This is a genomic window from Vibrio sp. 10N.261.54.A5 (genome assembly GCF_041471145.1).
GTDB lineage: Bacteria > Pseudomonadota > Gammaproteobacteria > Enterobacterales > Vibrionaceae > Vibrio > Vibrio crassostreae_C.
Window position 1 is genome coordinate 37,334 of record NZ_JBFRNU010000001.1, and the last position, 24,497, is coordinate 61,830.

Sequence of the window (24,497 nt, forward strand, 5' to 3'; positions counted from 1 at the left end):
TACATATTTAGTTAACGAGGAATAGACAGTTAATCAGCGCAGAATAGGGAGTTGATTAGTTGTGAATCAATCGCTGGTGAGCGTTGAATCTATAGTTAGTTCTGAATATATCGTTTTCTCTGAGCACATAATTGGTGCAGGCCTACCCCTTTTGGGTAGTTAAAGTGTGTCAGATTTCAGTCGCTTACGTCAATAAAATGTTGTCGCATGTGTTTTGGGTATCGTTAGGTCGCTTAGCTAACAGTTTTATCGGTAAATCAATGAATTTTGTAAGGTTAAATGTTACCTTCATCGCATCGCGATCTGTGTGGCACGGTAATTGATGCACATTGATCAAGTTGAATAATTATACAGTCACAATTGAGGCGCATCTTATTAAGGGTGTGCGAGTTAGATGACTGAAAAGATTTGTTAGCTGCTAGGGAAATGATAATGAAATTAACCGATATGTCTTTTAAGCAAAAAATCATCGCTTTGCTTATTTTACCGATCTTGGGATTTCTATGGCTTAGCGTTTCTGCGATTTCAAAAGGCGTAGAAACCACCAGTGAATTGTCTTCATTAAACCAACTTACCCGTTTGTCGGTTGTGTACAGTGAACTTGTGCATGAGTTACAAAAAGAGCGTGGAATGACGGCTGGGTTTATCGGCTCACAGGGCACTAAGTTTGTCAGTGAACTACGTGCACAAAGAGCCAGTGCAGATAATAGACGTAATCTGAAAACCGAATACTGGCAATCTGCTGAAATCGATTTACCGCAGATCACTCGGCTGAACACTGAAATAAGCCAAAGCCTAAATCAAATTACTTCTATTCGAAATCGAGTGGATTCTCAATCGATTCCTCTGTCTGAAGCTTTGGGTTACTACACCAAACTGAATGCAAAGCTGCTGAGCGTATCGGCGTTAATTGCTGAGCTTAGCTCTGATGCTGCCATCACCACTGAAACCATCGCTTACTACAACTTTTTACAAGGTAAAGAGCGAGCGGGTATCGAGCGTGCTGTCCTAAATAATACCTTCTCTAAAAATGAATTTGGCCCAGGCATGTTGGTTAAATTCATCTCTTTGGTGACTGAGCAAAATACCTATTTCTCAAACTTTGAGGTATTGAGTAACCCAGCTAACGTTCGTTTCTTTGAACAGCAATTGAATGATCGTTCGGTGGCAGAAGTAGAAAAGCTTCGTGGTTTGGCTGAATCTAAGATGAGCGGTTTTGATGTTGATCCTGTGTACTGGTTCTCGCAATCTACCGCTCGTATTGTTCAGCTAAAGAAAACAGAAAACCGCCTAGCAGAGTCGCTTATCGCACTGACAGAGAAAAAAATGTCAGAGGCGCAGTCTGCGATGATGATGAGTATTGGTCTGTTTGCTTTGATAACCTTGTTCGCGACCTTCGTGAGCTATAAGGCGATCAGCGACCTGACGATGAGAGTAAAAGATCTTACAGTGATGTTGTCTAAGGTTCGTAATGACAACGACTTAACAGTTCGCGCTAAGTTCGTTGGCAACAGCGAGCTTGGACAGATCTCTTCGGCACTCAACGAAACGCTAGAGAAGTTTTCAAACGTTATCGACAACCTGTCTCAGTCGAGTCTGACCTTAGCTTCAGCCGCTGAAGAAACCTCACAAACCTGTCACTACAATTCGAACACGCTAGTGCAACAACAAGACCAAATTGGCTTGGTTGCGACGGCGACAGAAGAGTTATCAGCAACGGTAAATGAGGTGGCGGCTAAAACTCAGCAGACAGCAAGTTCCGCTAAACTGGTCGATGAGCAGTCTCAAGAAGGTTTGAGTACGGTTCAAAACTCTTACCACTCTATCGAAAAACTGGCATCTGAAATTAATGATCTAGCGGAAAAGATCACGCACTTACACGAGAGCAGTAATAACATCAACAGTGTGATTGATGTGATTAAGTCCGTCGCTGAACAGACTAACTTGTTAGCATTGAACGCGGCAATTGAAGCGGCAAGAGCGGGTGAGCAAGGTCGTGGATTTGCGGTAGTGGCTGATGAAGTTCGCACGTTAGCACAGCGTACTCAGCAGTCGACAGCTGAAATTGAAGGTTTCATCAGCTCGTTACAGTCTGATGTGCAAACCGCGTTTAATGTGATTGATAACAGTCAGAAGATGTCGTCTAAAGCGGTTGAGGATTCAAAAGAGGTGGAACACACCTTACAAGGTATCTCAGCATCGGTGAGCGAGATCTTTAGCATGACTGAGCAGATCGCAACCGCTACCGAAGAGCAAGCGGTAGTGACTCAAGATATTGCTCAAAACGTCATGGCAGTAGAGCAGAAGTCGACAGAATCTACGACAGGTGCAACGCAAATAGCTGCAACAGCCAAAGAACAAGCTCAGTTAGCAGCTTCATTGAAAGATATTGCGAGTACGTTTAAGAGCTAACTAGCAAGCACTCCAATAAGAAGTAAAATGCCCGTTAGTCTCTACTTTTAATAGCAGGACTAACGGGCTATTTGTATCTGCTGTCTTCTAAATGGCAACAGATAGTCCATTCAATGGTGATCTACCCCATAAACCAAGACACGAAAATCAACGCACCAAAACCAAATGTCGCCATTAATGCCGTGTCGCCACCGGCTGCTGTGTAGCTGCCTTCGGTTTGTAGGTGAGGGAAGTCAGGTCTGCGAACCTTAACTACCATTGCGAGTGGGCCCCAGATAGCTAGGAACACCAGCACCATACCTGCATAGTCCAGCATGCTTACAAACTGGCTAGCGAACAGCTCAGCTAATACCAAAGGTAAGATGAAGGTTAGCGCATAAGCCAACGCTTTGTTGTTGGTCACCGCATCTTTGTTTTGGTCGTAAAGCGCCATCGACACGCCGAGGAAAGAAGTCACCAAGGCCAGAGCAGAGAACAGAGCGATCACCACTTTCAACCAAGCAGATTGGCCGCTGAACGCAGAGATCAACTCAGAGATATTGTGGAACTGGCTGATCGCGTCTGTGCCGAGGTTGCCGATAATCGCGAATAACCAAGTCAGGTAGCAAATTAATGGAATCACTGAGCCAAGCAGAATCATATTGCGGATCTGCTTTTGAGTCGCTTCACGGTTGTAGATCACCAGTGATGGGATCACCACCATAGAGGCAAAGCTGGTAAAGATAACCGCGCTGTATTGCACCACATCATTGGCTGTGTATTGGCTGGTTTGAGTAAGGTAATCAAGGCGAATGTTGCTAAACAACGACGCGATAACAATAAACAGCATCACCACCATCATGATGAATAAGCCACGATTAAGTTTGTCTATGTAAGACTTGCCCGCCACTACAATTACACCCGTTAATAGGCTAAAAGCTGTGTAAGCTGCAGAGGTCGATACATCAATACCAACATCGAGCAGTAGCTTGTGGATGATGTCACCGACACCCAAGATATAAGCGATGAGCATGCACACCAGCAGTAGGTAAAAAAGTGCATTGATAAAGTGTTTACCTTTGCTGCCCAGAGTGAGGTAAGCAACACTGCTCATGCCACTGTTGTCTTTGGTTTTAGTACACGCTTCTGCCAGTAGGAGTGCAGAGTAAGTGGTGCCGATAAAGATAAGTAGCATCAGCACTGAGCTGATCATGAAGCCAAATTGAGCCAACACCATGGGAATAGCAAGCATGCCAGCCCCTAATGCAGTTCCTGACAGAATCAAAGAACTGCCGAATAATTTCATATTCAAGAAAGCAACCTCAAAGTATCCAATTAATTTTTTGTTGGATTGTAAATATTTGTTGCCAAGCCTAACAAATTACTCAGTAAAGTTAGGGGTTAATTTCTAATAAATTTTGAATTTTTCTAAAAAATTTAAGCAGGAATTTCTGGTGTATATGTGTGGTTGATTTAAGTATTCACTCGGTGAGTTTATTTATCGTTTAGTTAACGTTCGTCCATTATTGAATGATTTAGAAATTGGCAAAATTCAGTTAAAAAGAAGTATGTTTATGAGCTAATTGTTTTCAATTCATCAAGTTTAATACTTCTCCTTTCCTGAATCCCGTTCAGGCAATGTCGATGACTAACCGTTCTATGGGTAAAAGACACGCTCAGATCGCTTTATCAATTTGAAGGTAAATAGGTAAAGAACGAGAAAAGTGTCGAAAATTCTGTTGACCTGATTACAACTTCATAGTTTATCTTTACTACTGAAATGAGGGAGAAGTGGATGTATCGCATATCTGAATTAGCGGAGCTCGTTGGCCTGAGCCGTTCAACGCTTTTGTACTATGGAAAGTTGGGTTTGATAGAAGCTCAACGCACCAATAATGGTTATCGAAGTTATTCCGAACGCGACTTGCAGCGTGTGAAATTGTTGCAGCAGTTACAAGCGGGTGGACTGACGTTGAAAGAGTGTCAGGCGTGTTTGGATGCCAAGGTTGACCGCTCCTTGTTACAAAACCGACTCGAACAATTGGACGAAGAGATCGCTCAGAAACAGCGTTCGAGAGATCTTTTATCGGCCTTGTTAGGCGAGAGTGGTTTGCAAGATTGGCATGAATCGATGGACAAGGTGGCGCCTGATGCGCATCTCGATTGGCTCATTAAGCAAGGCTTTGATGAGAAGCAAGCACTGCGACTGAAATGGCTTTCAAAAGACATGAACGATCATGACCAGTACATGGCGGATTTTGAGGTGATCTTTGAGGGTTTACAGCGTTTAGGGCCAGGAACAGCGGAAGATACTTTAGCGGCGTTGGTACACGTTTCGGTTTCTCCTAAACGTGTGCTTGAGATCGGTTGTGGTAAAGGTATTGCCACCTCTGTGTTAGCGAAAGCCTTAGTAGAACATCAAGTGGATGTGCAAATAACGGCGGTAGATAATGATCAACCGAGTTTAGATGTTCTGACTCAGCAAGCACAGGTTCTTGGCTTAGAAAGCAACGTCAAAACCGTATGCGCGAGCATGATGGATCTGCCGTTTGAAGCTAAGTCGTTTGACCTAATTTGGTCGGAAGGCAGCGCTTACATCATGGGTGTTGAAAAGGCGCTAAAGCAGTGGCGAAATTTACTCAGTGATGACGGCATATTGGTCGTTAATGATTTGGTGTGGAATACCGAACAACCTAACGAATCGAGCAAAGCGTTCTGGCAGAAAGAGTACCCGGACATGACGACGGTTTCCGAGCGTATTAAACAGGCAAAAGCAGCGGGTTATGAAGTTTTGGATCACTTTGCAATGAGTGACGCTGGTTGGCTTGCGTATTACCAGCCCTTTCAAAAGCGAATAGAAGCGCTTAAAGCAACGATGCCGAACTCAAAAGCGCTCGTCGATTGCGACAATGAAGTTAAACAATTTTTCGATAGCAGCACATCAAAGAACGGTTTGGGTCAAGAGCCTTCGAAAGGTTCTGAACAACGTGATTTTGATTATCAGTTCTTTGTGCTCAAGAAATTAAAGTAAATGAGTAACACCATGAAATTTAGGCAATATAATTCAAATGAAATCGAAACGATCACTCAAGTTTTCACTCAAACCTTTACGGATTCAGAAGGTGAGAACGAAGGTAAAACTTTGGGTGAGCTTGCCAACGATCTTTTAACGACCACAGCTCCGACAGAGCTATTTTGCTTTGTTGTTGAAGATGATTCTAGTGAGTCGGATGCGGATAGTACGATTGTAGGCTCGATTATCTTTACGTCGCTTTCATTTGACGATGAAACCAAGGCATATTTGCTTTCGCCAGTCGCGGTGAGCACTCAGGTACAAAAGCGTGGTATTGGTCAGCGCCTGATTAACTCCGGTTTGCAGCTCCTAAAAGAGCAGGGTATTGAGCTTGCAGTGACGTACGGTGATCCTAACTACTATTCAAAAGTGGGCTTTGAGCAAATTACCGTTGAGCAAATCCCTGCGCCCTTTGAATTGAGTTTCTCTCACGGTTGGTTGGCTCAATCGTTGACTGGTGGTGAAATTAAAGTAACAAGTGGCAAGTCGAGCTGTGTTAAAGGCTTGGCCCACGCAGAATATTGGTAGCCGCTTGCAAAAAAATTGAGAAAAAGAGAAAGCCCATCAGGTGTTGCCTGTTGGGCTTTCTTGTTATGAACGAAGACATTCTTCTGGCTTCAATGTATAAATTGAACAACTGTTCAAAATAACACTTGAACGATCGTTCTTGTTTGATCTATATTGTTTTTACACCAACGGAGAACATTCATTAATTGCTCCGTGATTGAATAACTTTAGAACCGAAAATTGATAGGGATAGAGCAATGAGCAACTTCAAAATTCACTCAGTAGAATCCGCGCCAGAGCAAAGCCAACCTATTCTTGAGGGCGCTAAAAAGCAGATGGGCAGAGTGCCGGGCTTGTTTGGTGTGTTGGCTGAATCTCCAAACACACTTAAGGCTTACACTCAGCTTCATCAGGCGTTTAGTGACTCATCTTTCGATGCTGAAGAGCTAACGGTTGTTTGGCAAACCATCAACGTTGAACACGAATGCCACTACTGCGTTCCTGCACACACTGGCATTGCACATTCAATGAAGGTTGATCCTGCAATCACCGAAGCACTGCGTAATCGCACAGCTTTACCCACTGAAAAGCTGCAAGCCCTGCATGATTTTACGCTGAGCATGGTACGTAACCGCGGCAATGTGCCTGAAAGTGAAATGGCAGCATTTTTCGAAGCGGGCTACGGTCAGCAACAAGTGCTAGAAGTGATTCTTGGCCTGTCTCAGAAAGTGATCAGTAATTACGTAAACCACGTTGCTAAAACGCCAGTCGACAAAGTTTTTGAACAGTTCGCTTGGCAAGGGTAATCGTATTTAACTAACCATCGTATTTAAGCAACTCAAGATATGATAATGATGAAAGCCCCACTCAGTTGAATGGGGCTTTGTTGTTTTGGTCTAAATGGTAATTAGAAAGGTAACCTAACGCACGTGCTTAGCGATTATCTTCGCTAGTGTCACAACCCCTTCTTTCCACTCTTTGCTCTCTTCAATGTTGGCAACAGTAAAGCGCAAGCAGTGTTTATATTGGTCGTTGGTGCCAAATACTGTTCCGGGTAAAATCCCCAACTTATGCTTTAAACAGTCTTGATAGACCGCGTAGCTATCGACCGATTCAGGCAGTGTTATCCAGTTTAAAAAAGAGCCTTCCGGTTTTGATAGGTGGTATTGCCCGACAAGGTGTGGGTGGCTATCTAGTGCTTGTATTAACAGGCTTTGGAATTGCTTTTGGTTGGTTTGGTAGAGCCGTTTCATTTTGGATAAGTGGCTGCGATATTTACCGGTAGTGAGGAATTGCCCCACCGCGGATTGCATCAGGTTTGAGCTGCCCATGTTGTCGCATAAAAGGTACTTTTCGACTAAAGGTTGGTAGCGACCCGATAGTAACCAGCCGATTCGCAAGCGTGAGTCTAAGGTTTTAGACAATGAATTGACGTAGATGACTCTATCTTGGTCATCAAGCTCTTTGAGGCTAGCGATTGGTGTATCGAATGCCAAGCTACCGAACACATCGTCTTCGATAATTGGCAAACATCCGGTGATCTCCAGTAATGCTTTTCGATTCGCCAATGGCATTCTTGAGCCGGTTGGGTTGGTAAAGTTTGGTGTTAGCAGTAAGGTTTTCACTTCCCATTTATCCAGTGCACTTTGTAGCGAAGGAATGTCAATACCGTGGCTAACGCTGCTTGGTATTTCAAGGGCTTGTAAGCCAAGCGATTCAAGTAAAAGTAGATTGCCGAAGTAACACGGTGACTCGACCGCCACGATGTCACCGGGCTTGGTGAGCGCACGTAAAGCCAAACTGATAGCCTGTTGAGCACCATGAGTAATCGCAATCTCTTTAGATCCCGCAGGCACACCAAGATCATGAGTGATCTTTAACAATTGCTTTACTAATTGCTCGTCGCCGGGGGGTAATTGGTAATAACCGGGAAGCTGAGTTTGTAATCGACTGTGACGGCCAATCTCGGCATACAAGCTACGAATCGCAGGATTGTTGATGTTCGGGTGCGCGGAGCCTGCCAACAGTTTCAGGCGACCTTTTGGACGAGAGAGTACCGATTTGGTGACAGACAACAGATCGACTTTTTGAGGTTGGCTTGATGCATCCCAGCTGGTGGTGTTCGGTGCTTTCACGCGATAGCCAGATTTAGGTACTGAATATACCCAGCCTGTCGCTTCCAGTTCTTGGTAGGCGCGAATCACGGTGTTCTTGCTCACGCCAAGCTGTTCGCTTAGTTGACGGATTGAGGGAAGACGATCGTCTGGATGAAAGAGTCCCTTATCGATCTGAGCCTTAATATGTTGTTCGGTAGCAAGGTATTTATTGCCGCTGAGGCCTGCTTCCACGTTTTTCTCCCTCGTTGCTCACTCTCAATCTGTAACCATTCAAAGTGTTATATCTGTATCTTTATTAGTTATCTGTACCCAACTAAGGTAACAGCATTGATGAAGAGTTGACCAGAGGTTTGTAATGCTGATTAAAATGATTCCGTTTGTGTTTGTAATATTGTGGTCGTCAGGTTTTGTCGGCGCACGTCTTGGTGTTGAATATGCCGAACCCGCAACATTACTTTCATTGAGGATGGTAGCCAACGTGGCGTTGTTCTTAGTCTTGATTGCAATCCTTAAGCGTCGTATCCCTCGTGGTCGCGCATTCTTCCATGCTTGTGTGGTCGGCATCTTGATTCATGGTTTTTATCTTGGTGGCACCTATCTGGCGATTGATATGGGTATGCCTGCCGGGTTGAGTTCTTTACTGGTTGGCTTACAACCGATTCTTACCGCATTGATTATGATCAGCTGTACTTCACAGCGTTTTAATTTTGCACAGTGGTTGGGATTAGCGCTCGGTTTTACGGGTATTAGCTTGGTGTTGATGGGCAATATTGAATGGCAGTCTGACGACCAAAAGGGTTTGGCAACGTTATTGTGTTTGGTTTCTTTGGTGGGTATTACCTGCGGCACTTTGTATCAGAAGCGCTTCTGTCAGGGGACAGATATGGTCGGCGGTGCGATGGTGCAATATTTGGCTTCTGCCGCGTTGTTTCTGCCGTTCGCAATGCGTTACGAAACTATGCAAGTAAACTGGACGATAGAATTCACGTTGACTCTAATTTGGCTGGTGGTCGTTCTGTCTTGCGTTGCCATCCTCTTGCTGCTTTACATGGTAGAGCACGGTGCATCTTCAAGTGTGGCTTCGGTCTTTTACTTGGTGCCACCGACGACAGCAATCCAAGCGTGGCTTATTTTCGGTGAATCATTCGATATCTATGGTGCAATGGGCTTTGCGTTGTCGGCAGCTGCAGTTTATTTGGTGGTGAGGAAGCCAGAATGGATTAAGGCTCGCAGTCGAACAGTGTTAGAGCGGTAGTTTGTATACCAAAACTCATCCTACTAAAAATCGATGACTAGAAACAAAAAAGAGCCTGAATATTCAGGCTCGTTCTATATAAAATATTGGCTAGCGACTTTTGATTAGCGTTTCATCAAACAAGCGTAAGCCGTTGTAAACGGTGCTTCTTGGTATTGCTTAAGGCCGGTCTCTTTGAACTTCATCATAAGAGGGTTGCGCTTAAGGCTTTCTTTGATTTCAGCTGGAGACACAACGGTTACATCTAGGCCGTCGATTAGCTGAATTGCTGCTTCAAGTTTGAAGCCGAAACCACCGCCAGCAAATTTGCCTTTAGTCTGACGTTGGCGAATTACAACTTTTTCTACTTGGTAATCTTCCATTAACTTTGCAAAAGAGAATTGAAAGTCTTTCATATTCTGTGTGTCGTTTGCGTCGCTAATCGCAACCTTAGAAACTCGGCAATCAGGAATGTTAAATACGCCGTCTGACAGAGAAAGAAGACAGATGACTGCATCGTTACCTTTGATTTCAACACCACAAATTTTCATGTTCTTACCTACTTATTTTAGAGCCCTACATTATGGTGTTATTTCTAACACTTCTCCAGTATTTGCGCGTATCAGCAGCAAATAAGTCTAAATCAGAGAGTATTTTAGTCGCCGAAAGTTAACCTTTGATTGAAAAAACATCACACGAATTTACGGTATCGTTTTCTATGAGATGAAGCTCACAAAAGCTTAGCGGGATTTTATATGTGTGCTGTATATTGCGCGCGCATCCCTATTTGAAGTGTGGTTATTAATCCCAATGAATATCAATAATCTTTCGATTAAGAGTAAAATCGCGATCCCGCTGTTGGTGATTGTGATTGTTTTTTCTACCGTTACTGTGCTCAACGTTATCAGATCAAATGCTCAAGCTGCGATTAATAATGAGCTCAATAATGTGGTTCAGCCCGTGTTAGACAATTTGGAAGATGGGTATCGTGACATTTATCAAGTTATCGCTTCTGCTCAAGGTCTATTACTCTCGAAAGACCAAGCGGCGATTGAGTACCAAAAGTTTGAATTTAAAGACAATGCTTACAAAGCGGTTCCTCGTTTTCAAAGTGTCGAAACCTTGTATCAAGCGGGCGTGTTGGACCCATCTTCACGTGGCGAGTTAGCAAAGCTTGTTAACGCGATGAGCAAGTGGGTGGCACTGCACGAGCCAATGTTCGCTGATCCAGCAAACGCAGACCAATACAATATTGATTACTCGCCAGCGCTTGACGCAGAGTTTGCGATCATTCGTACTCAACTGCGCGATATCCGAACTCTGATCGAATTGAAACAGAAAGAGCTTCGCCAGCAAGCCGATGACTCTATTGAATCGAGTAAGTTGATCATTGAAGTGGGTATGGCCGTTGCTGTTTTCGCTGCACTTTTCGCTATGTGGTTATCCAATCGCTTTATCGTTCAGCCAATCCAGAACGTAGAGAAAGCGATGAATGAGATCGCATCGGGTGACGGTAACTTGTCTCAACGTATGAAGGTCGAAGGTAATGATGAGATCGCTCGTTTAAGTTCTGCTTTCAACCAGTTTGTTGGCAAGATCCATGTCACCGTCGAACAAGTTATTTTTACATCGAATGCGGTACGCGCTGAGATGGAAAACATTAAATCGTTAACGCAAAGTGTTGCTGAATTTTCATCGAACCAACAGCGTGAAAGTGAAGTAGTCGCGGCGGCGGTTCATGAGATGCAAGCAACCAGTGAAGTGGTGAGTGGTAATGCATTAGATGCGGCAACCGCCAGTAATGTTGCCAATCATGAAGTGGAATCGGCAGACACCACGCTTGGCTTGACCGTGACTTCGATTGAACGCCTTGCGCAAGATATCGAGAACGCGGGCGGTGTTGTTCAAGAGCTGGACACAGACGTGAAGAACATTGCCTCTATTTTGGGAGTTATCAAAGGCATTGCAGAGCAAACCAACCTACTTGCTTTGAATGCGGCAATTGAAGCGGCACGAGCGGGTAAACAAGGTCGTGGCTTTGCGGTTGTGGCTGATGAAGTTCGAGCGCTTGCGAGTAAAACTCAAGACAGCACTGGCGAAATCCAATCAATGATTGAACGCTTAGAAGTGGGTGCTAAACACGCGGTTGGTGTGATGACTGAAAGCAAAGTGAGTGGCGAGAAAACCATTGTTCAAGCAGGAACTGCAGCATCTTCACTGAGTGAGATTCGTAACTCAATTGGCAAGATGAATGACATGAACACACAAATTGCTACGGCGGCTTCGCAACAGTCTCAAGTGTCTGAAGAAGTGAATAAGAATGTTCAACGCATCGCTGAAAGCACCATGCAAATGGTTGAGATGGCAAGCAGCGCAGAAAATGCATGTATGGCATTGGCTGAACAGTGTGAAGCGCTAGATAGCCTTGTGTCTCAGTTTGAAGTGTAATTTTCAAAATTAGACAGACGAATATGAGCTGATAATGGTTGCTCGTATTGAGTCCCATTAATCAGCGGTGAACGACAAAAAGCCCGCACTCTATGAGTGCGGGCTTTCTTTTTGACTAGGTGATCAGTCTTTTGACTAGGTGATCAGTTTTTAGACCTGATCAATCACTCAGTGTTAGCTGCTAAGACCGTCTTTGTATGTGTAACGGTAGTCCACTTTTACGTTCGCTTGGTAGTGGATGTCGCCGTTCATGTTAGTGATCTTTTTCACTTCCATATTTGCATCATCAATCTTGAACGAATCGTATTTGGTTGTCTGTTGGAACTGTGGCAGTTCTCTTGAAAGCTCAAAAGGTGTTTTTGCGCGTAACTCATCCATAAGGTTGGTGCCTGCATCGTATGCTTCGACTTCACTAGCATATGTGTCAGATTCTAGCGTTGTTTCTTGAATTGTTGTTTTAGTTGCTGCAAACGCAGTGGTGCTGAGTACAAGAGTTGATGCAAGTATGATTAACTTCTTCAAAGGGATACCTTACTTTGTTGTACCAGTGTTTTAGAGATTCTCACCCTAGCAATAGGGGATGAGGTTAATGTTAGGACAAAAATATGGTTCTGTAAGGGAATGACTATAGGTGCCGAAGATTAATGCACAGCGCATATCAAGCAAGGTGACACTGATATCTAACTTCAATACACTGTATGGGTAACCAAAGTTCAGCATAAGGTAAAGGCATGGCCAATTGGGAAGGGGTAAGTGAGTTTGTTGCAGTGGCAGAGCGTGAAAGCTTTACTGGTGCGGCGCAGAAGCTCGCTACGTCGGTGGCTCAAATCAGTCGTAGAGTAGCAAACCTCGAAGAACGACTCGCAGTGAAACTGCTCAATCGAACGACTCGAAAGGTGTCTCTTACAGAGGCTGGGCAACTCTATTACCAACAATGTAAGTTGTTGGTCGAAGGTTTAGAAATTGCTGAGCTTGCGGTCACGCAGATGCAATCCACACCCAAAGGCTTACTGAAAGTCACCGCGCCTGTGACTTATGGTGAGCGCCAACTCGCCCCAATACTGCATCAATTCTTAAAGCTTCACCCGCAAGTAGAGCTTGAGCTGATGCTGACCAATCAAAAGCTCGATCTTATCGATTCGGGTGTTGATGTTGCGATTCGTCTTGGCCGCTTGGAAGACTCAAGCCTTGTGGCAAAGAGGCTGTCTCAACGCCAACTTTATGTATGTGCAAGCCCTGAATATATTGAACGTTATGGCGAGCCGCATACATTATCAGAATTAAATAATCACCAATGTTTAGTCGGTGGATTTGAACATTGGCGTTTCAAAGAAAATAGACGCCCTCGCTCAGTTCGTGTTAACGGACGCATTAAGTGCAACAGTGGTTTAGCCTTGTTAGACGCAGCTAAGCAGAGCATTGGCTTGGTGCAGTTGCCTGAATACTATGTGAGTGAAGACCTTGATTCTGGTGAGTTGGTTGAGGTGCTGTCCGATTATCGAGATGACAAAGAAGGGATCTGGGCGCTTTATCCTCAGAACCGCAACTTATCTTCAAAGGTTCGCCTGCTGGTGGACTTCCTTTCTGAGCAATTGGATTAGTGTATGGCTTAAAACCTCCACCGATAAAAACGGGCTTCAGAATAGAGATTCTGAAGCCCGACGTGTTTTAGGATTAATTATCGTTTGATTACGGCTTACTAGACCGAAAATGTATTAGACGGTGAAGCGATCCACCAAGTGATACAGCTCATTTGCACGACTGTTGAGGTTTTGGCTACCTGTACGGTTTTGATTCGCGAGTTCTGCCGATTGTGAGCTTTGGTCAGAAATCACCACGATGCGTTGAGATATTTCTTGTCCTACAATATTTTGCTGTTCAGTGGCTGTCGCAATAAGCGAGTTCATGTCCATGATGGTATCAATCGACGCTTGGATCTTCGCCAGTGCTTTGGCTGCGGCATTCGCTTCTTCCACGGTTTGCGCACTTCGGTTTTGACTTGAATCCATCGCTTTCACAGCAGCATCTGAGGCAGCTTTAAGTTGCTCAATCATCTTGTGAATGTCGCCAGTGCTTTCTTGAGTACGGCTTGCCAGTTTACGAACCTCATCGGCAACCACAGCAAACCCACGACCTTGTTCGCCTGCACGTGCAGCTTCAATCGCGGCATTCAACGCGAGTAGGTTAGTTTGCTCGGCAATGTCTTGGATGACCGCCAACGAAGAGGAGATATTCTGCACATCACCTTCTAAACGAGACACGACAGTGTTGGCTTCTGATACTTCGCTCGCTAGGCCTGCCACCGAATCTGCAGCGGCGTTTACTATCTGTTGCGCTTCTTTGGCATTGCCCTCTGCAAGTTTAGCGGAATCCGCCGCTTGGCTAGCGTTGCTCGAGATCTCTTGCGCCGTTGTGGTCATTTCAGTCATCGCCGTTGCAACTTGTTCAGTCTCTTCACGTTGCCCAGTAGCAATCTCGTCGACCTGCGCAGCGCGAGAAGACATGCTAGATGTCTCGGCTACGACTTGCTGACCGACATCGCTTACGCTGCGAATGATGGTTTGAAGGCTTGCCACGAAGGCGTTGAAGTTCTCGCTGAGCTTAGTGAACTCAGGCGCTTTAAATGTTTCCATTCGAGCGGTTAAATCGGCTTCGCCACTCGCGAATGCGCTGATTGAACGATCAAACTGCTCGAGTGGTCGCATGATTGTGCGGTTGACGGCAACGGCAAACGCAGCAACTACTAGGGCAATCAAACCACAGAATATAGCGATCGCCGTCAATGAGCTTTGTAACGCGACATTCGAGCTCTCTTTCATCTCTGCGATTACAGCATCGATGTCGTCAGTATAGAAACCTGTGCCTAGCATCAAGTCCCACTGGGGAACGAATATCGAGTAGCTCAGTTTCGGTAGAGCTTCTGATTGACCAAGTTTTGGAAAGTAGTAGGTGGTGAACTCACCAAGCTTTGAGTTCTTGATCAAGTCACGAATCAGGTAGTTGCCTTTTTTGTCTTGCAGGTCGTAGTAGTTTTTACCAATGCCATCGTTATTTTGCCCAACAACTACTCGAACGCCTTTAGAGTCGTAGCCAAAGATGTAGCCAGACTCGCCATATTCGAGAGTTCTTAATGTCGGTAAGGCTTCTTCTAATGTTGCACCTCTTTCCAAGAACGGGCTAATAGAAGATTGAGCCATTTGCAGATACGCTTTAAGTTCCTTTTCTTTCATCGCCATCATATTGCTACGCGTCGATTCTACTTGTTGTGCGGTTAGCTCGGTGCTCTTCATATACGTCACGCTCATCATCCCAATTGCCATCAGTAGCAGTGGAATAAAAGAGAGAATATAAAGGCGGTTTTTGATGGTTAGGGTCATGTCACGCTTCCTGTGTGATTGTCTCATGCAATTTTCAACACATTATTAATGTGGTTTCAAAATGTAAATGGGCTTGTTGTTTAATTGTTATCCTAGAGTGTTTTTGTTTTATAAATATGATGACGGTTAGGTTTTTGGGGTGAGAAGCCTTGCAACTAGAGGCTTAAGCGAGAAAAAGTGAGTTTGTATCGATGCTTTTGAATTCGACGCTGCTTTGTTAGAATGCGACGCTTTGTAGCACCCTGCTATGTCTATTCGTTAAGTGAGAAAGATTCATGAACAAAAGCCATGTGACTATTGGTTTAACTAACCCAAAGAGCCCGACAAACGTTGGTGCTGTTATGCGTGCGGCTGGTTGTTACCAAGTCGACGAAGTTAAATACACAGGGCAACGCTACGAAAAAGCCGCAAAATTCCACACCGATACTAAGAGTGCTGCGCGTACTATCCCGTTGACTGGTGTTGAGTCGTTTTTAGACAATCTTGATCCAGAAACGAAGATCGTTTGCGTAGAACTCGCAGAAGGTGCAACACCACTACCGCGTTTTAAACACCCAGAAAATGCCATTTATATCTTTGGCCCTGAAGACGGCTCTATTTCTCAAGATGTCGCCGACAGAGCCGATCATGTTGTGTACGTACCAACGGTTGGCTGCATGAACTTGGCTGCAACAGTTAACGTGCTGCTTTATGATCGCCTTGCTAAGTCAGATGAAATGGATGAGAGCAACGAGCTGATTAAGAAAAGCCGCGATAACCGTAATCACCTGCTGATCAAAGAAAAGTAATTCTCTGCTTCTAGTGTTATCTATCCCGTACGCAATCGGATATTATCTTGAGCTCATCATCAGATAATTGAAGGGTTAGATAACACCATGGAAGACAAGCAATTACTTGCCGCGCTACAGCAACACTCTGTCCTCGATCTCTATCAGTTATTCCAAGAAGTTGGTCAAAACTGCTCTTTGTATGCATTACTAGAGAGGTTATCTTCCCTTAAAGAACATCATCAACTGAGTACTCGTCTTAGCCCTTTTAAGCCTCATATCGAAGGATTGCTAGCTCAATTTGATAGCGCCACGCCAGATAGCGAGATCCTCAAGGCAGTCGCTCTTCAGTCTGAGATTCAGCAACGAGGCCACAGTATGAGTCGTTACATCATGACATCAGATAATCACCGCCATTTTTCTCCAAGTGCAGACTTAGTTATGTTTGGTGACTCGATCACCGAGTGGGCACCGTGGGCGGATATTTTCCGTGATATCTCGATGGTCAACCGTGGCTTAGCGGGTGACACCACAACTGGCATGTTGCGCCGTATTGATACCACGTTGAATGTGAAGCCAAAGCTGGTGTGTTTTATGGCAGGGATAAACGATTTAGCTCAGGGTTATGATGTCGACCATATCTACCAGAACTACATTGATATGCTTAAGGTGTGGCAAGAAAATGAGATTCGCATATTGGTGCAATCAACGCTTTATGTTGGCTCTAAACTGCAAGGTTTAAATCCGTCGGTTGAACTGCTCAATAGCAAGCTAAGCGAGTACTGTACACAGCAAGGCATTGCGTTCTTAGATGTGAATTCAGTATTGTCGCCTAATAAGCTGTTGTCGAACAAGTACTCGTGTGATGATCTGCATTTGAATGCGAAGGCTTATCAAACTTGGGCTGAGATACTTCAACCTACGATAGCTGAGCTACTAAAATAGACTCACGCAAAACGCTAGCTAGACCGATAAACAGCTTAGCTAATACAAGAAAAGCCAAACCCTAGATTTGTTTCGCGAACCATAAGGACATCAATGTGAACCTAAGACAATTGGAAGTCTTTTACGCCATTATGCAGACCGGAACCGTATCTGGAGCCGCGCGCAGCTTGCATGTGTCGCAACCAAACGTGACCCGTATTTTGGCGCACACGGAGCAACAACTTGGGTTTGGCTTATTCGAACGAGTTAAAGGGCGGTTGGTGCCAACGGTTGAGGCAAAAACCTTACTGCCAGAAGCGGAAAAGGTGTATCAGCAATTGGGGCAATTTCGATCTCTGACCAACAAAGTGAAGCAAGGCCATCAGCATTTACGCATTGGTGCGCCGCCGATACTGGCGACTAAATTACTAACTCAGGTAATAGCCCAAATGTCTCGGGAACAAGAGCTCTCTTTTGAGTTGCTGACTGCAAACCGTGATGAGCTGTGTGCTGGGTTATTAAAGCATGAGCTTGATATTGCTATCGCGTTTGGCGATGAAGCACCGCCTGCGATATTAAGTGAAACGCTATTAACCGAATCACTAAAGGTTTTGGTTCCTTCCAATACGGTTGATCATTTCCCCGCGGAATTAACGTTAGATGATCTGATCAATTATCCGCTGCCAATCATCGGGCTCGATAGCCGCGATCCATTAGGCCTCCTGTTACATCAACGCCTTATTGCACGTGAGCAGCATTATCACCACCCGATATCTGTACGTGGGTATAGCGCCGCTGCGGAACTGGTCAAGCACCAAGCGGGGTTTGCGATTGTTGATCCGTGGACGGCAGAGCAATATCAAAATGACGATGCGGTCTGTGTGTTGCCGCTTCAACCAGACATCCAATTTTCGGTATCGATGCTTTGCGCAGAGCACACCCCTCAGTCGATTTCCGTTAAGCAATTTATCGCTTCATTGAAAATCCATACTCACCCTATAACTTAAGGTTATAGGCTCGCCATAAATAGGCATTCGGCAGCTTCGAAGTTCTTAATTAAAGTAAACCCATACAAGGGCTTATTAATTAGGAATACTCATGTCGATCGCTCAACCTTACCTTCTTTTTCTTGGGGATGTTACTGACCCACTCGCTGCAAAAACAGCTCGCGGTATTCATCAATGGCGACCAGAAATCTGCCTAGGTCAACTGCGTTTAACGGGTGATACCGTTTCACTGGGCTTAACGGATATGACCCTGCAAGAGGCGCAAGCGCAGGGCGCGAAGACGCTAGTGATTGGTACCGCAAATCCGGGTGGTGTTATTCCTGATTCTTGGCAGTCAACCATTATGGCCGCTGCAGAAATGGGATATGAGATTGCATCTGGCATGCACCAACGATTGAGTGAATTTTCACCGCTTGCTGACATGCAGCAACAAGGATTGACTAAGCTTCATGATGTGCGCCATTTTGACGGTGTTCTTAATGTTGGTAACGGTAAGCTTCGTCAAGGTAAGCGCCTGCTTACTGTCGGAACTGATTGCTCAGTAGGCAAAATGTTCTCGGCATTAGCGATTGAAAAGTCGCTTAAACAAGCGGGAACATCCGCTCAGTTTAAAGCGACAGGGCAGACAGGTATTTTGATTGAAGGCAGCGGTATTTCGATTGATGCGGTGGTTGCGGATTTTATTTCTGGCGCAGTTGAAGCGATTAGCCCTGATTTTACCGACCACGATTGGGACATCATTGAAGGGCAAGGCTCTTTGTTCAACCCTTCGTTTGCAGGCGTGAGTTTGGGTCTTTTACATGGCGCACAAGCTGATGCCTTAGTGCTGTGTCATGAAGTTGGGCGACCACATATTCGTAACCTTCCTCATGCTAAATTACCAAGCATAGAACAGACGATTGAAGCCAACTTGCAAGCGGCGCGACTGACTAATCCAGACGCGAAGCTGGTGGGTATCTGCTTGAACACGTCGGCGATTAGCATTGAAGAGGCTGAGACATTGTGCCAAGAATGGACCACACTCTATCAAGTGCCAGTGACGGACCCAGTGCGCTTTGGTGTACAACACATTACTGATCATTTGCGACATTCACTTTAACGACTTCATCATTTCTACGTTTCCATTTGTTAAAGTGAACATCAACCGAGTGAAATTATGAAGATTACAGCTGAACCCATTATTATCGCGATGCAAACGCCTTTTCGCATCTCTCGTGGCAGTCGAACTGAGTGTCACGTTGTTCGTGTTTACATTGAACATGGTGGCAAACGAGCTCAGGGCGAATGCACGCCTTACCCACGATACGGCGAGTCATCGGAGTCTGTGTTAGCGCAAATCCAACAAGCGTCTAGCGCACTTGAAGCTATGTTTGAACGAGGCGTTACTGATCCGGCAGAGCTAAGAGATCATCTTCAGTCTTTATTGACCGGAGGGGCAGCGCGCAATGCGGTCGATTGTGCGCTTTGGGATTTTGAAGCTCAGCAGAACGACCAGACGTTTCCGAATAGCTTGTTTGAGTTGCCTGCTCAAATCGTGACTGCAATGACAGTCTCGATTGGCACGCCAGAAGCCATGGCGACTCAGGCTCGAGACTATGTCGCGAATGGTGCGAAACTTCTGAAAGTGAAGCTTGACGGCGAGCAGGTGGTAGAGCGTGTTCGCGCGGTACGAGAAGCTGCGGCAGATGTTCAAATTGTATTGGATGCGAATGAAGCGTGGACAGGATTGAATCTCGAAGAGTTGTTCAATCAACTGGTAGAATTTGATATTGCGATGATCGAGCAGCCGTTACCCCAACAGCACGATGCCTCATTGGCGCACATCAAGCACCCGATACCACTGTGTGCTGATGAAAGCTGTCATACCACTTCGCAACTTTCATCTTTGTTAGGCAAATATGAAATGGTCAACATCAAGCTCGATAAAACAGGTGGTTTGACCGAAGCATTGGTACTTGCTGAAGAAGCTCAAAGGCTAGGATTTACGCTGATGTCGGGTTGTATGCTCGGTACATCGCTGGCGATGCGTGCAGCTCTGCCTATCGCCGTTCAATCTGAAATCGTCGACCTCGATGGCCCAGTCTTACTTGGTCAAGATGTAGCACCATCACTGACTTATCGAGATGGGATGATTATTCTCTAAGTTCGTTGAGCCCGTTTAATCGATGGACATGACATGAATGAAATCGTATGAGTGAAAACTTGTGCGATTTTTGCTTCAAAGTCTGAGCGATTATCTAAATTACTTCACTTTTAAGCCTCAGCAGCGCATCCACAAATTCTGCAAACCCATAGCCACCAGGCTGCGACATGACCCTGCTTGGATGGTGCTCTAGCTTATCCCAATAATGTTGAATGTTTGCCACGCCAACGGTAAGTGGAAGTGATTCGAACATCTGCTGATCATTCATTGAATCGCCGACATAGCAGGCTTGATTGTGGATTTGCTCAAGCGATAAGCCTTTATTAGCCAGGAAACGGTGCACGGCGTTTTTCTTTGAGTGTTCGCCGTACCAAGCGTTGATATGAATCGAACTTGCCGTCGCGTGTGCGCCTAAAGCGTGTATTCTTTCGAGTACCGCTTGAACAGTTTCAGGATCAACAGGCTTACGGTTTTGGCCGATATCAATCGCGACCTCACACAAGCGGTAAGATTGATCCAAAGTTAGCGATAGGTCGGGGTAACTCAACAAGATCGCTTCAACTTCTTGTTTTAGCTTAGCTTGGTTCTTACGCACTTGTTCTAGCGGTGTTTCAGATGAGAGTTGTAATGCATCATCTTGCTTCTCTAGTAAGAAGGCGCCGTTTTCTCCAAGCACGGCATCGACAGGCCAGAGCTGCGCAATATGGTCACACCAACCAGCACAGGCTCCCGTTACAGCGACCACTTTGATTCCATTGTCTCTCAGCTTTTGTAACACAATCAGGGTTTCTGGAGGGAGTGAACCTTGCCAAGTGAGCGTGTCATCCACGTCGGTTAATACCCATTCGATGTGCTTCCAGTTGTTGTCTAGTTGGTGTTCCATTAAAACTCACTTATTCCATGGATTGTTTTACACAGAGCGTATTAATTCAGCCCAATGTAGAATTAGAAGCTAACGTGATTAGAAAATACAGTGTTTAGCAAAATCGCCCGCTTCATTAGCCGTCCAGTCACCTTTAGGCTTTTCTTTCATATCCGCACACCAAGCTTCACTGCCAACCTCGGTACAAGCCATTAATTGAGTAGTAAGGAAAAGTATCAACGCGATTTTCTTCATAATAAACATTCCGTTGTGGTCTAAATTTCTGCTTATAACTGTATCAAATACCACAAGTGATTGTTATAGCTGCTAAGAACTTAAGGGCGTTAATAATGATGTGGGGTTGAGCTGAATTCGAGGGACGGTAAAGAAGCGAAGGTTTGCTTGGCTTTAAGATCGAAAAAGCCAGCAATGTATGCTGGCTTTGAAATTCTTAATAAGTTTCTATTCGTTATTTCGCTTTAACTACTTATCGATTTATACCAATTTCATCTCTTGGATGATGTCCGAAGCAATCTCTGGCTTCGTGCTTGTTGGTTTCTCGTGTAGGTCGGCTTTCAATTGTCCCTTACGGTTACTTAGGCCCGCTTCAAGTTTCTTAAGTGCTGCAGCGATAGCTGGGTACATAACATCGTCTGTCGATTTTGCTGTTACTCGTACACCTTCGTAGTTGGTGAATACTTCAACCTGATGTTGACCGTGTTCTTTAGTAATGATGATGTCGCAACTGATCAGTGATGGGAAATGGTTAGATATCTTCTCGAATTTACCTTCGATGTCTTTGCGTGACTCGTCGTTAATTGATACATGATGTGTTTGAACATTTATTTTCATAAATCATACCTTTCCAATGACTGTGTCATTTAAACGTAGCAAACATCGCATAGATTAACCAACTGAGAATTAGCACATGTGTGATTGACTTCAGTGTTATCAAATATTCTCTTGTTACTCCCTTGAAAGTCCGATGAACTGAACGCATATTATGTTTCGTGTTTTAAAGACATGTTCAAAAAAACTCCATCCTTGATAATTTGCGCTAACCTACAGCGAATTCCCAGTGAATCTCTCTTTATCGGTTTTATAATTCCGAAGTTGTCACTCCATTGATTTTCTTTCCAGCTCACTCACTTTTTCTTCTTTGATTAAAAACTCAGCTTAAGTTACTAATTTATAGACACTCAACTGCCCACTCCATATTGAAGTGAAACTCTCCTGCTGTGAGTTGAGACTCGGGTATGGTAATGCGTGCTCGAATATCGACTTCTTTATTGGATGCCAGTTGATCGACAGGAAATTCGACGCCCTGACGCCAATAATTAATGTCACCTTCATAGCGAACCGGCGTTTCGACTTTGAATCGCACAAGTTCTGAAATGCGAGACTCATCAATTGAGCCTAGATCAATATGTTGCAGTTTGAGCAACAATCGAGAATCTTTGCGATTGGACTCAAGCTTAAGCGTTATCGCTCGGCCATCGTATTCTCGGCCACTGAATTTAAGCCGTTTAAGCGTATTAAAACCATCAAAGCCATTAAGATTGATGCAGAAATGCTGGAGCTGTTAGGCAGTGAAGATGGCAACACGGCGATGATCAAAGTGAGCTGGGATGAGAAGGGAATGAAGGTCTATAAGGATGGCTACTTAGCGGATTATGAGTACGGGATTGCCCCTCATGAGATGCAAGAAAACTACGAATTAGCACCTAAGTAACTCGATTCGATTGCAGAAAAGCGCCTTACTTATTAGTGGGCGCTTTTCTTTTGCTCACCAAAGCATGACGAAACTCACACTTTTCTGACAATTAATGACTCGTTATGCTAGTATGCGCCGCTTGTCTTTGTAATTGATAAAAAACGCATTACCCAAACAGTCTTTTTCTGTTTATCTGCTTGTAATGACCTCATTCAGTTTGGCCTGGCTTGGCCGAACATCTGCATTTTGCTCGGACGCAAAGAGAGTAGTTCTCACTACTTCACTATGTACATTTGAGAGCACCATCTATCAAAGGCCTTTTAGAAACAGCCTAGTTAGCGTGAACTATGTTCTGCGTGAAGGGTTTCGTTTTTCCAAAATCCCCCTGGCGCCAAGTATTGCTTGGTTGCTGACAAGTAAGGAGTCTATATGATGTCTACGGTATCTACATCCGTACCTACATCTCCAGCTGGTAATACAGCTTCGACAGAGAAAGAAGTAAACCATCCATTTCTTTCTTTGGTTATCATGGTGATCGTTGCTGCAATCGCAACTTACTTCATCCCTGCTGGTGAATTCGAGCGAGTGGTCATGAATGGCCGCACGGTTATCGACCCAGACAGCTACACACAATTGACGAGCAACCCAACAACATTAGCCTCTTTTTTCGAATCATTTTTTAAAGGCTTCAAATCCGCTTCTGGCGTGATGGGCGTTGTGGTATTTGTGGGTGGTGCTTTTGGCATTATCAAACACATGGGCTTGTTAGACGCATCCGTTGTTGCGCTCACCACTAAACTAAAGAAGCAAGGCTTGTACGTAATTGCGCCTGTGATCATGACGGCGATTTTCTTCAACGTCACCTTCACCGGTATGCGTGAACTTGATGTCATCTTTATCTCTTTGATGATCCCGATCTGTATCAAGCTTGGCTATGACGCGATTACGGCACTTGGCGTTGTTTTACTGGCAAGTTGTGCCGGTTTCGCAGCCGCTTTGGCTAACCCATTCTTTACGGGTATCGCACACACTATCGCTGAACTGCCTATGTATTCAGGCATGTGGTATCGCTTTATTGTTGGCATGTTCATGTTGCTAACAGGTGCTTGGTATGTACTTAACTACGCGCGCAAAGTTAAGCAAGACCCGACCAAAGGTTTGTTGCACGGTACGGGTTACCACTACGAATCTAACGTTGAAGCGAAAACACTCACCACACGTGAAAAGCTTGCGGGCATCGCGTTCTTGGGCGTGTTCGCATACATGATCTTCGGCACGTTGACGATGGGTTTCGGCTTCACCGAGATTGCGGGTGCATTCGTGGCGATGGCGATTATTCCGGGTTTGGTGGCGGGCTTATCTCCGAACAAGATTTGTGAGTACTGGACCAAAGGTGTTAGCGATGTATTGGTTGCGGTACTGATCATCTTCTTTGCTCGTTCAGTGCTAACCATTATGGAAGACGCGAAGATTGTTGATTCTATTATCTTCTATCTTGCACAAATCATTTCTGGTAGCTCTAAACTTGTGGCAGCAGCAGGGATCTACTTCTCGCAGGCTGCGATCAACCTGTTCATTCCGTCGGGCAGTGGCCAAGCGGTGATTACCATGCCAATCATTATTCCATTGGCAGATATTGGTGAAGTGACTCGCCAAGTGGCTGCACTGGCTTCTCAATTGGGTGATGGTATTTCTAACTATATTTACCCAACCAATGGTGGCTTGTTAGCGGTATTGGCTATTGCAAAAGTGCCTTACACCAAGTGGGTTCGTTTCTTCTTACCACTGTTCTTGTTCTGGTCGGTAGGCGCTTTGATTTCAGTTGTGATTGCTCAAATGATTGAGCTAGGGCCTTTCTAAGGTTTCTGTTTAATCGAATACATGGACAGTTAAGGCTTAACTGAAGCTGTGTGAGTAAATAAGAAGGCAGCGA

22 protein-coding genes and 1 pseudogene are annotated in these 24,497 nt (G+C 44.9%); 14 read left to right on the forward strand and 9 right to left on the reverse strand.

Annotated elements, in window-relative coordinates; all coding sequences use genetic code 11:
* Nucleotides 1-432 precede the first annotated feature (432 nt).
* A complete protein-coding gene (locus tag AB4329_RS00165) occupies nt 433-2,412 on the forward strand; it encodes a methyl-accepting chemotaxis protein (protein ID WP_017064939.1) in 1,980 nt (659 codons plus the stop codon).
* Nucleotides 2,413-2,533: 121 nt separating this feature from the next.
* On the opposite strand, the gene AB4329_RS00170 is transcribed toward AB4329_RS00165, so the two are convergent.
* Nucleotides 2,534-3,697 (reverse strand): amino acid permease, encoded by a 1,164-nt coding sequence (locus AB4329_RS00170; protein WP_017066045.1) that lies wholly within the window; start codon nt 3,695-3,697, stop codon nt 2,534-2,536.
* A gap of 489 nt (nt 3,698-4,186) precedes the next feature.
* On the opposite strand from AB4329_RS00170, the gene AB4329_RS00175 reads away from it, so the two are divergent.
* From AB4329_RS00175 to AB4329_RS00185, 3 genes are all read left to right on the forward strand, one after another.
* Nucleotides 4,187-5,422, forward strand: coding sequence for a MerR family transcriptional regulator (locus AB4329_RS00175; protein WP_017069793.1), 1,236 nt, complete (start codon nt 4,187-4,189; stop codon nt 5,420-5,422).
* Nucleotides 5,423-5,992, forward strand: a complete 570-nt coding sequence (locus tag AB4329_RS00180) for a GNAT family N-acetyltransferase (protein ID WP_137001678.1) — start codon at nt 5,423-5,425, stop codon at nt 5,990-5,992. It abuts the gene before it with no gap.
* A gap of 236 nt (nt 5,993-6,228) precedes the next feature.
* Nucleotides 6,229-6,777 carry a carboxymuconolactone decarboxylase family protein gene (locus AB4329_RS00185; RefSeq protein WP_017061666.1) on the forward strand — a complete coding sequence of 183 codons (549 nt, stop codon included), beginning with the start codon at nt 6,229-6,231 and terminating at the stop codon, nt 6,775-6,777.
* Between the two features lie 114 nt (nt 6,778-6,891).
* On the opposite strand, the gene AB4329_RS00190 is transcribed toward AB4329_RS00185, so the two are convergent.
* On the reverse strand, nt 6,892-8,319 hold the full coding sequence (locus AB4329_RS00190; RefSeq protein ID WP_137002444.1) for a PLP-dependent aminotransferase family protein: 1,428 nt from the start codon (nt 8,317-8,319) through the stop codon (nt 6,892-6,894).
* Nucleotides 8,320-8,443: 124 nt separating this feature from the next.
* On the opposite strand from AB4329_RS00190, the gene AB4329_RS00195 reads away from it, so the two are divergent.
* Nucleotides 8,444-9,343, forward strand: a complete 900-nt coding sequence (locus tag AB4329_RS00195; protein ID WP_137002445.1) for a DMT family transporter — start codon at nt 8,444-8,446, stop codon at nt 9,341-9,343.
* A 104-nt stretch (nt 9,344-9,447) separates the two neighbouring features.
* Here AB4329_RS00195 and AB4329_RS00200 read toward each other — a convergent pair whose 3' ends face one another.
* The gene (locus AB4329_RS00200) at nt 9,448-9,873 is read right to left on the reverse strand and encodes a DUF3010 family protein (protein WP_017061669.1); all 426 of its coding nucleotides are present in this window, start codon (nt 9,871-9,873) and stop codon (nt 9,448-9,450) included.
* 259 nt (nt 9,874-10,132) lie between these two features.
* Between AB4329_RS00200 and AB4329_RS00205 the strand changes: the two genes are divergently transcribed.
* A complete protein-coding gene (locus tag AB4329_RS00205) occupies nt 10,133-11,770 on the forward strand; it encodes a methyl-accepting chemotaxis protein (protein ID WP_372137552.1) in 1,638 nt (545 codons plus the stop codon).
* Nucleotides 11,771-11,944: 174 nt separating this feature from the next.
* Here AB4329_RS00205 and AB4329_RS00210 read toward each other — a convergent pair whose 3' ends face one another.
* A complete protein-coding gene (locus AB4329_RS00210) occupies nt 11,945-12,292 on the reverse strand; it encodes a DUF3316 domain-containing protein (RefSeq protein ID WP_372137553.1) in 348 nt (115 codons plus the stop codon).
* Nucleotides 12,293-12,501: 209 nt separating this feature from the next.
* Here AB4329_RS00210 and AB4329_RS00215 point away from each other — a divergent pair, with 209 nt between their 5' ends.
* Entirely contained in the window at nt 12,502-13,371 is an 870-nt protein-coding gene (locus AB4329_RS00215) for a LysR family transcriptional regulator (RefSeq protein WP_017064933.1), read from the forward strand.
* A 114-nt stretch (nt 13,372-13,485) separates the two neighbouring features.
* Here AB4329_RS00215 and AB4329_RS00220 read toward each other — a convergent pair whose 3' ends face one another.
* Nucleotides 13,486-15,147, reverse strand: coding sequence for a methyl-accepting chemotaxis protein (locus AB4329_RS00220; RefSeq protein WP_017064932.1), 1,662 nt, complete (start codon nt 15,145-15,147; stop codon nt 13,486-13,488).
* Between the two features lie 275 nt (nt 15,148-15,422).
* Here AB4329_RS00220 and AB4329_RS00225 point away from each other — a divergent pair, with 275 nt between their 5' ends.
* From AB4329_RS00225 to dgcA, 5 genes are all read left to right on the forward strand, one after another.
* On the forward strand, nt 15,423-15,935 hold the full coding sequence (locus tag AB4329_RS00225; RefSeq protein WP_017061674.1) for an RNA methyltransferase: 513 nt from the start codon (nt 15,423-15,425) through the stop codon (nt 15,933-15,935).
* 87 nt (nt 15,936-16,022) lie between these two features.
* A complete protein-coding gene (locus tag AB4329_RS00230) occupies nt 16,023-16,859 on the forward strand; it encodes an SGNH/GDSL hydrolase family protein (protein WP_372112832.1) in 837 nt (278 codons plus the stop codon).
* A gap of 95 nt (nt 16,860-16,954) precedes the next feature.
* Nucleotides 16,955-17,845 (forward strand): LysR family transcriptional regulator, encoded by an 891-nt coding sequence (locus tag AB4329_RS00235; RefSeq protein WP_017066887.1) that lies wholly within the window; start codon nt 16,955-16,957, stop codon nt 17,843-17,845.
* A gap of 91 nt (nt 17,846-17,936) precedes the next feature.
* Nucleotides 17,937-18,944, forward strand: coding sequence for an N-acetyltransferase DgcN (dgcN, locus tag AB4329_RS00240; protein ID WP_017061677.1), 1,008 nt, complete (start codon nt 17,937-17,939; stop codon nt 18,942-18,944).
* Between the two features lie 57 nt (nt 18,945-19,001).
* Nucleotides 19,002-19,988, forward strand: a complete 987-nt coding sequence (gene dgcA / locus AB4329_RS00245; protein ID WP_017066889.1) for an N-acetyl-D-Glu racemase DgcA — start codon at nt 19,002-19,004, stop codon at nt 19,986-19,988.
* Nucleotides 19,989-20,082: 94 nt separating this feature from the next.
* Here dgcA and AB4329_RS00250 read toward each other — a convergent pair whose 3' ends face one another.
* The 4 genes from AB4329_RS00250 to AB4329_RS00265 form a co-directional block, all read right to left on the reverse strand.
* Nucleotides 20,083-20,871, reverse strand: coding sequence for an HAD-IIB family hydrolase (locus AB4329_RS00250; RefSeq protein ID WP_102393449.1), 789 nt, complete (start codon nt 20,869-20,871; stop codon nt 20,083-20,085).
* 78 nt (nt 20,872-20,949) lie between these two features.
* Nucleotides 20,950-21,105 carry a DUF3012 domain-containing protein gene (locus tag AB4329_RS00255; RefSeq protein WP_017064927.1) on the reverse strand — a complete coding sequence of 52 codons (156 nt, stop codon included), beginning with the start codon at nt 21,103-21,105 and terminating at the stop codon, nt 20,950-20,952.
* Between the two features lie 240 nt (nt 21,106-21,345).
* The gene (gene hpf, locus AB4329_RS00260) at nt 21,346-21,702 is read right to left on the reverse strand and encodes a ribosome hibernation-promoting factor, HPF/YfiA family (RefSeq protein ID WP_017061680.1); all 357 of its coding nucleotides are present in this window, start codon (nt 21,700-21,702) and stop codon (nt 21,346-21,348) included.
* A gap of 337 nt (nt 21,703-22,039) precedes the next feature.
* Complete coding sequence (locus AB4329_RS00265; RefSeq protein ID WP_229648214.1) at nt 22,040-22,297, reverse strand: hypothetical protein; 258 nt, start codon at nt 22,295-22,297, stop codon at nt 22,040-22,042.
* Between the two features lie 57 nt (nt 22,298-22,354).
* On the opposite strand from AB4329_RS00265, the pseudogene AB4329_RS00270 reads away from it, so the two are divergent.
* Both AB4329_RS00270 and AB4329_RS00275 read left to right on the forward strand, forming a co-directional pair.
* Nucleotides 22,355-22,582: pseudogene (locus AB4329_RS00270) on the forward strand (hypothetical protein); the annotation flags it as partial.
* A 411-nt stretch (nt 22,583-22,993) separates the two neighbouring features.
* Nucleotides 22,994-24,424 carry a YfcC family protein gene (locus AB4329_RS00275; RefSeq protein ID WP_372126902.1) on the forward strand — a complete coding sequence of 477 codons (1,431 nt, stop codon included), beginning with the start codon at nt 22,994-22,996 and terminating at the stop codon, nt 24,422-24,424.
* Nucleotides 24,425-24,497: the final 73 nt, after the last annotated feature.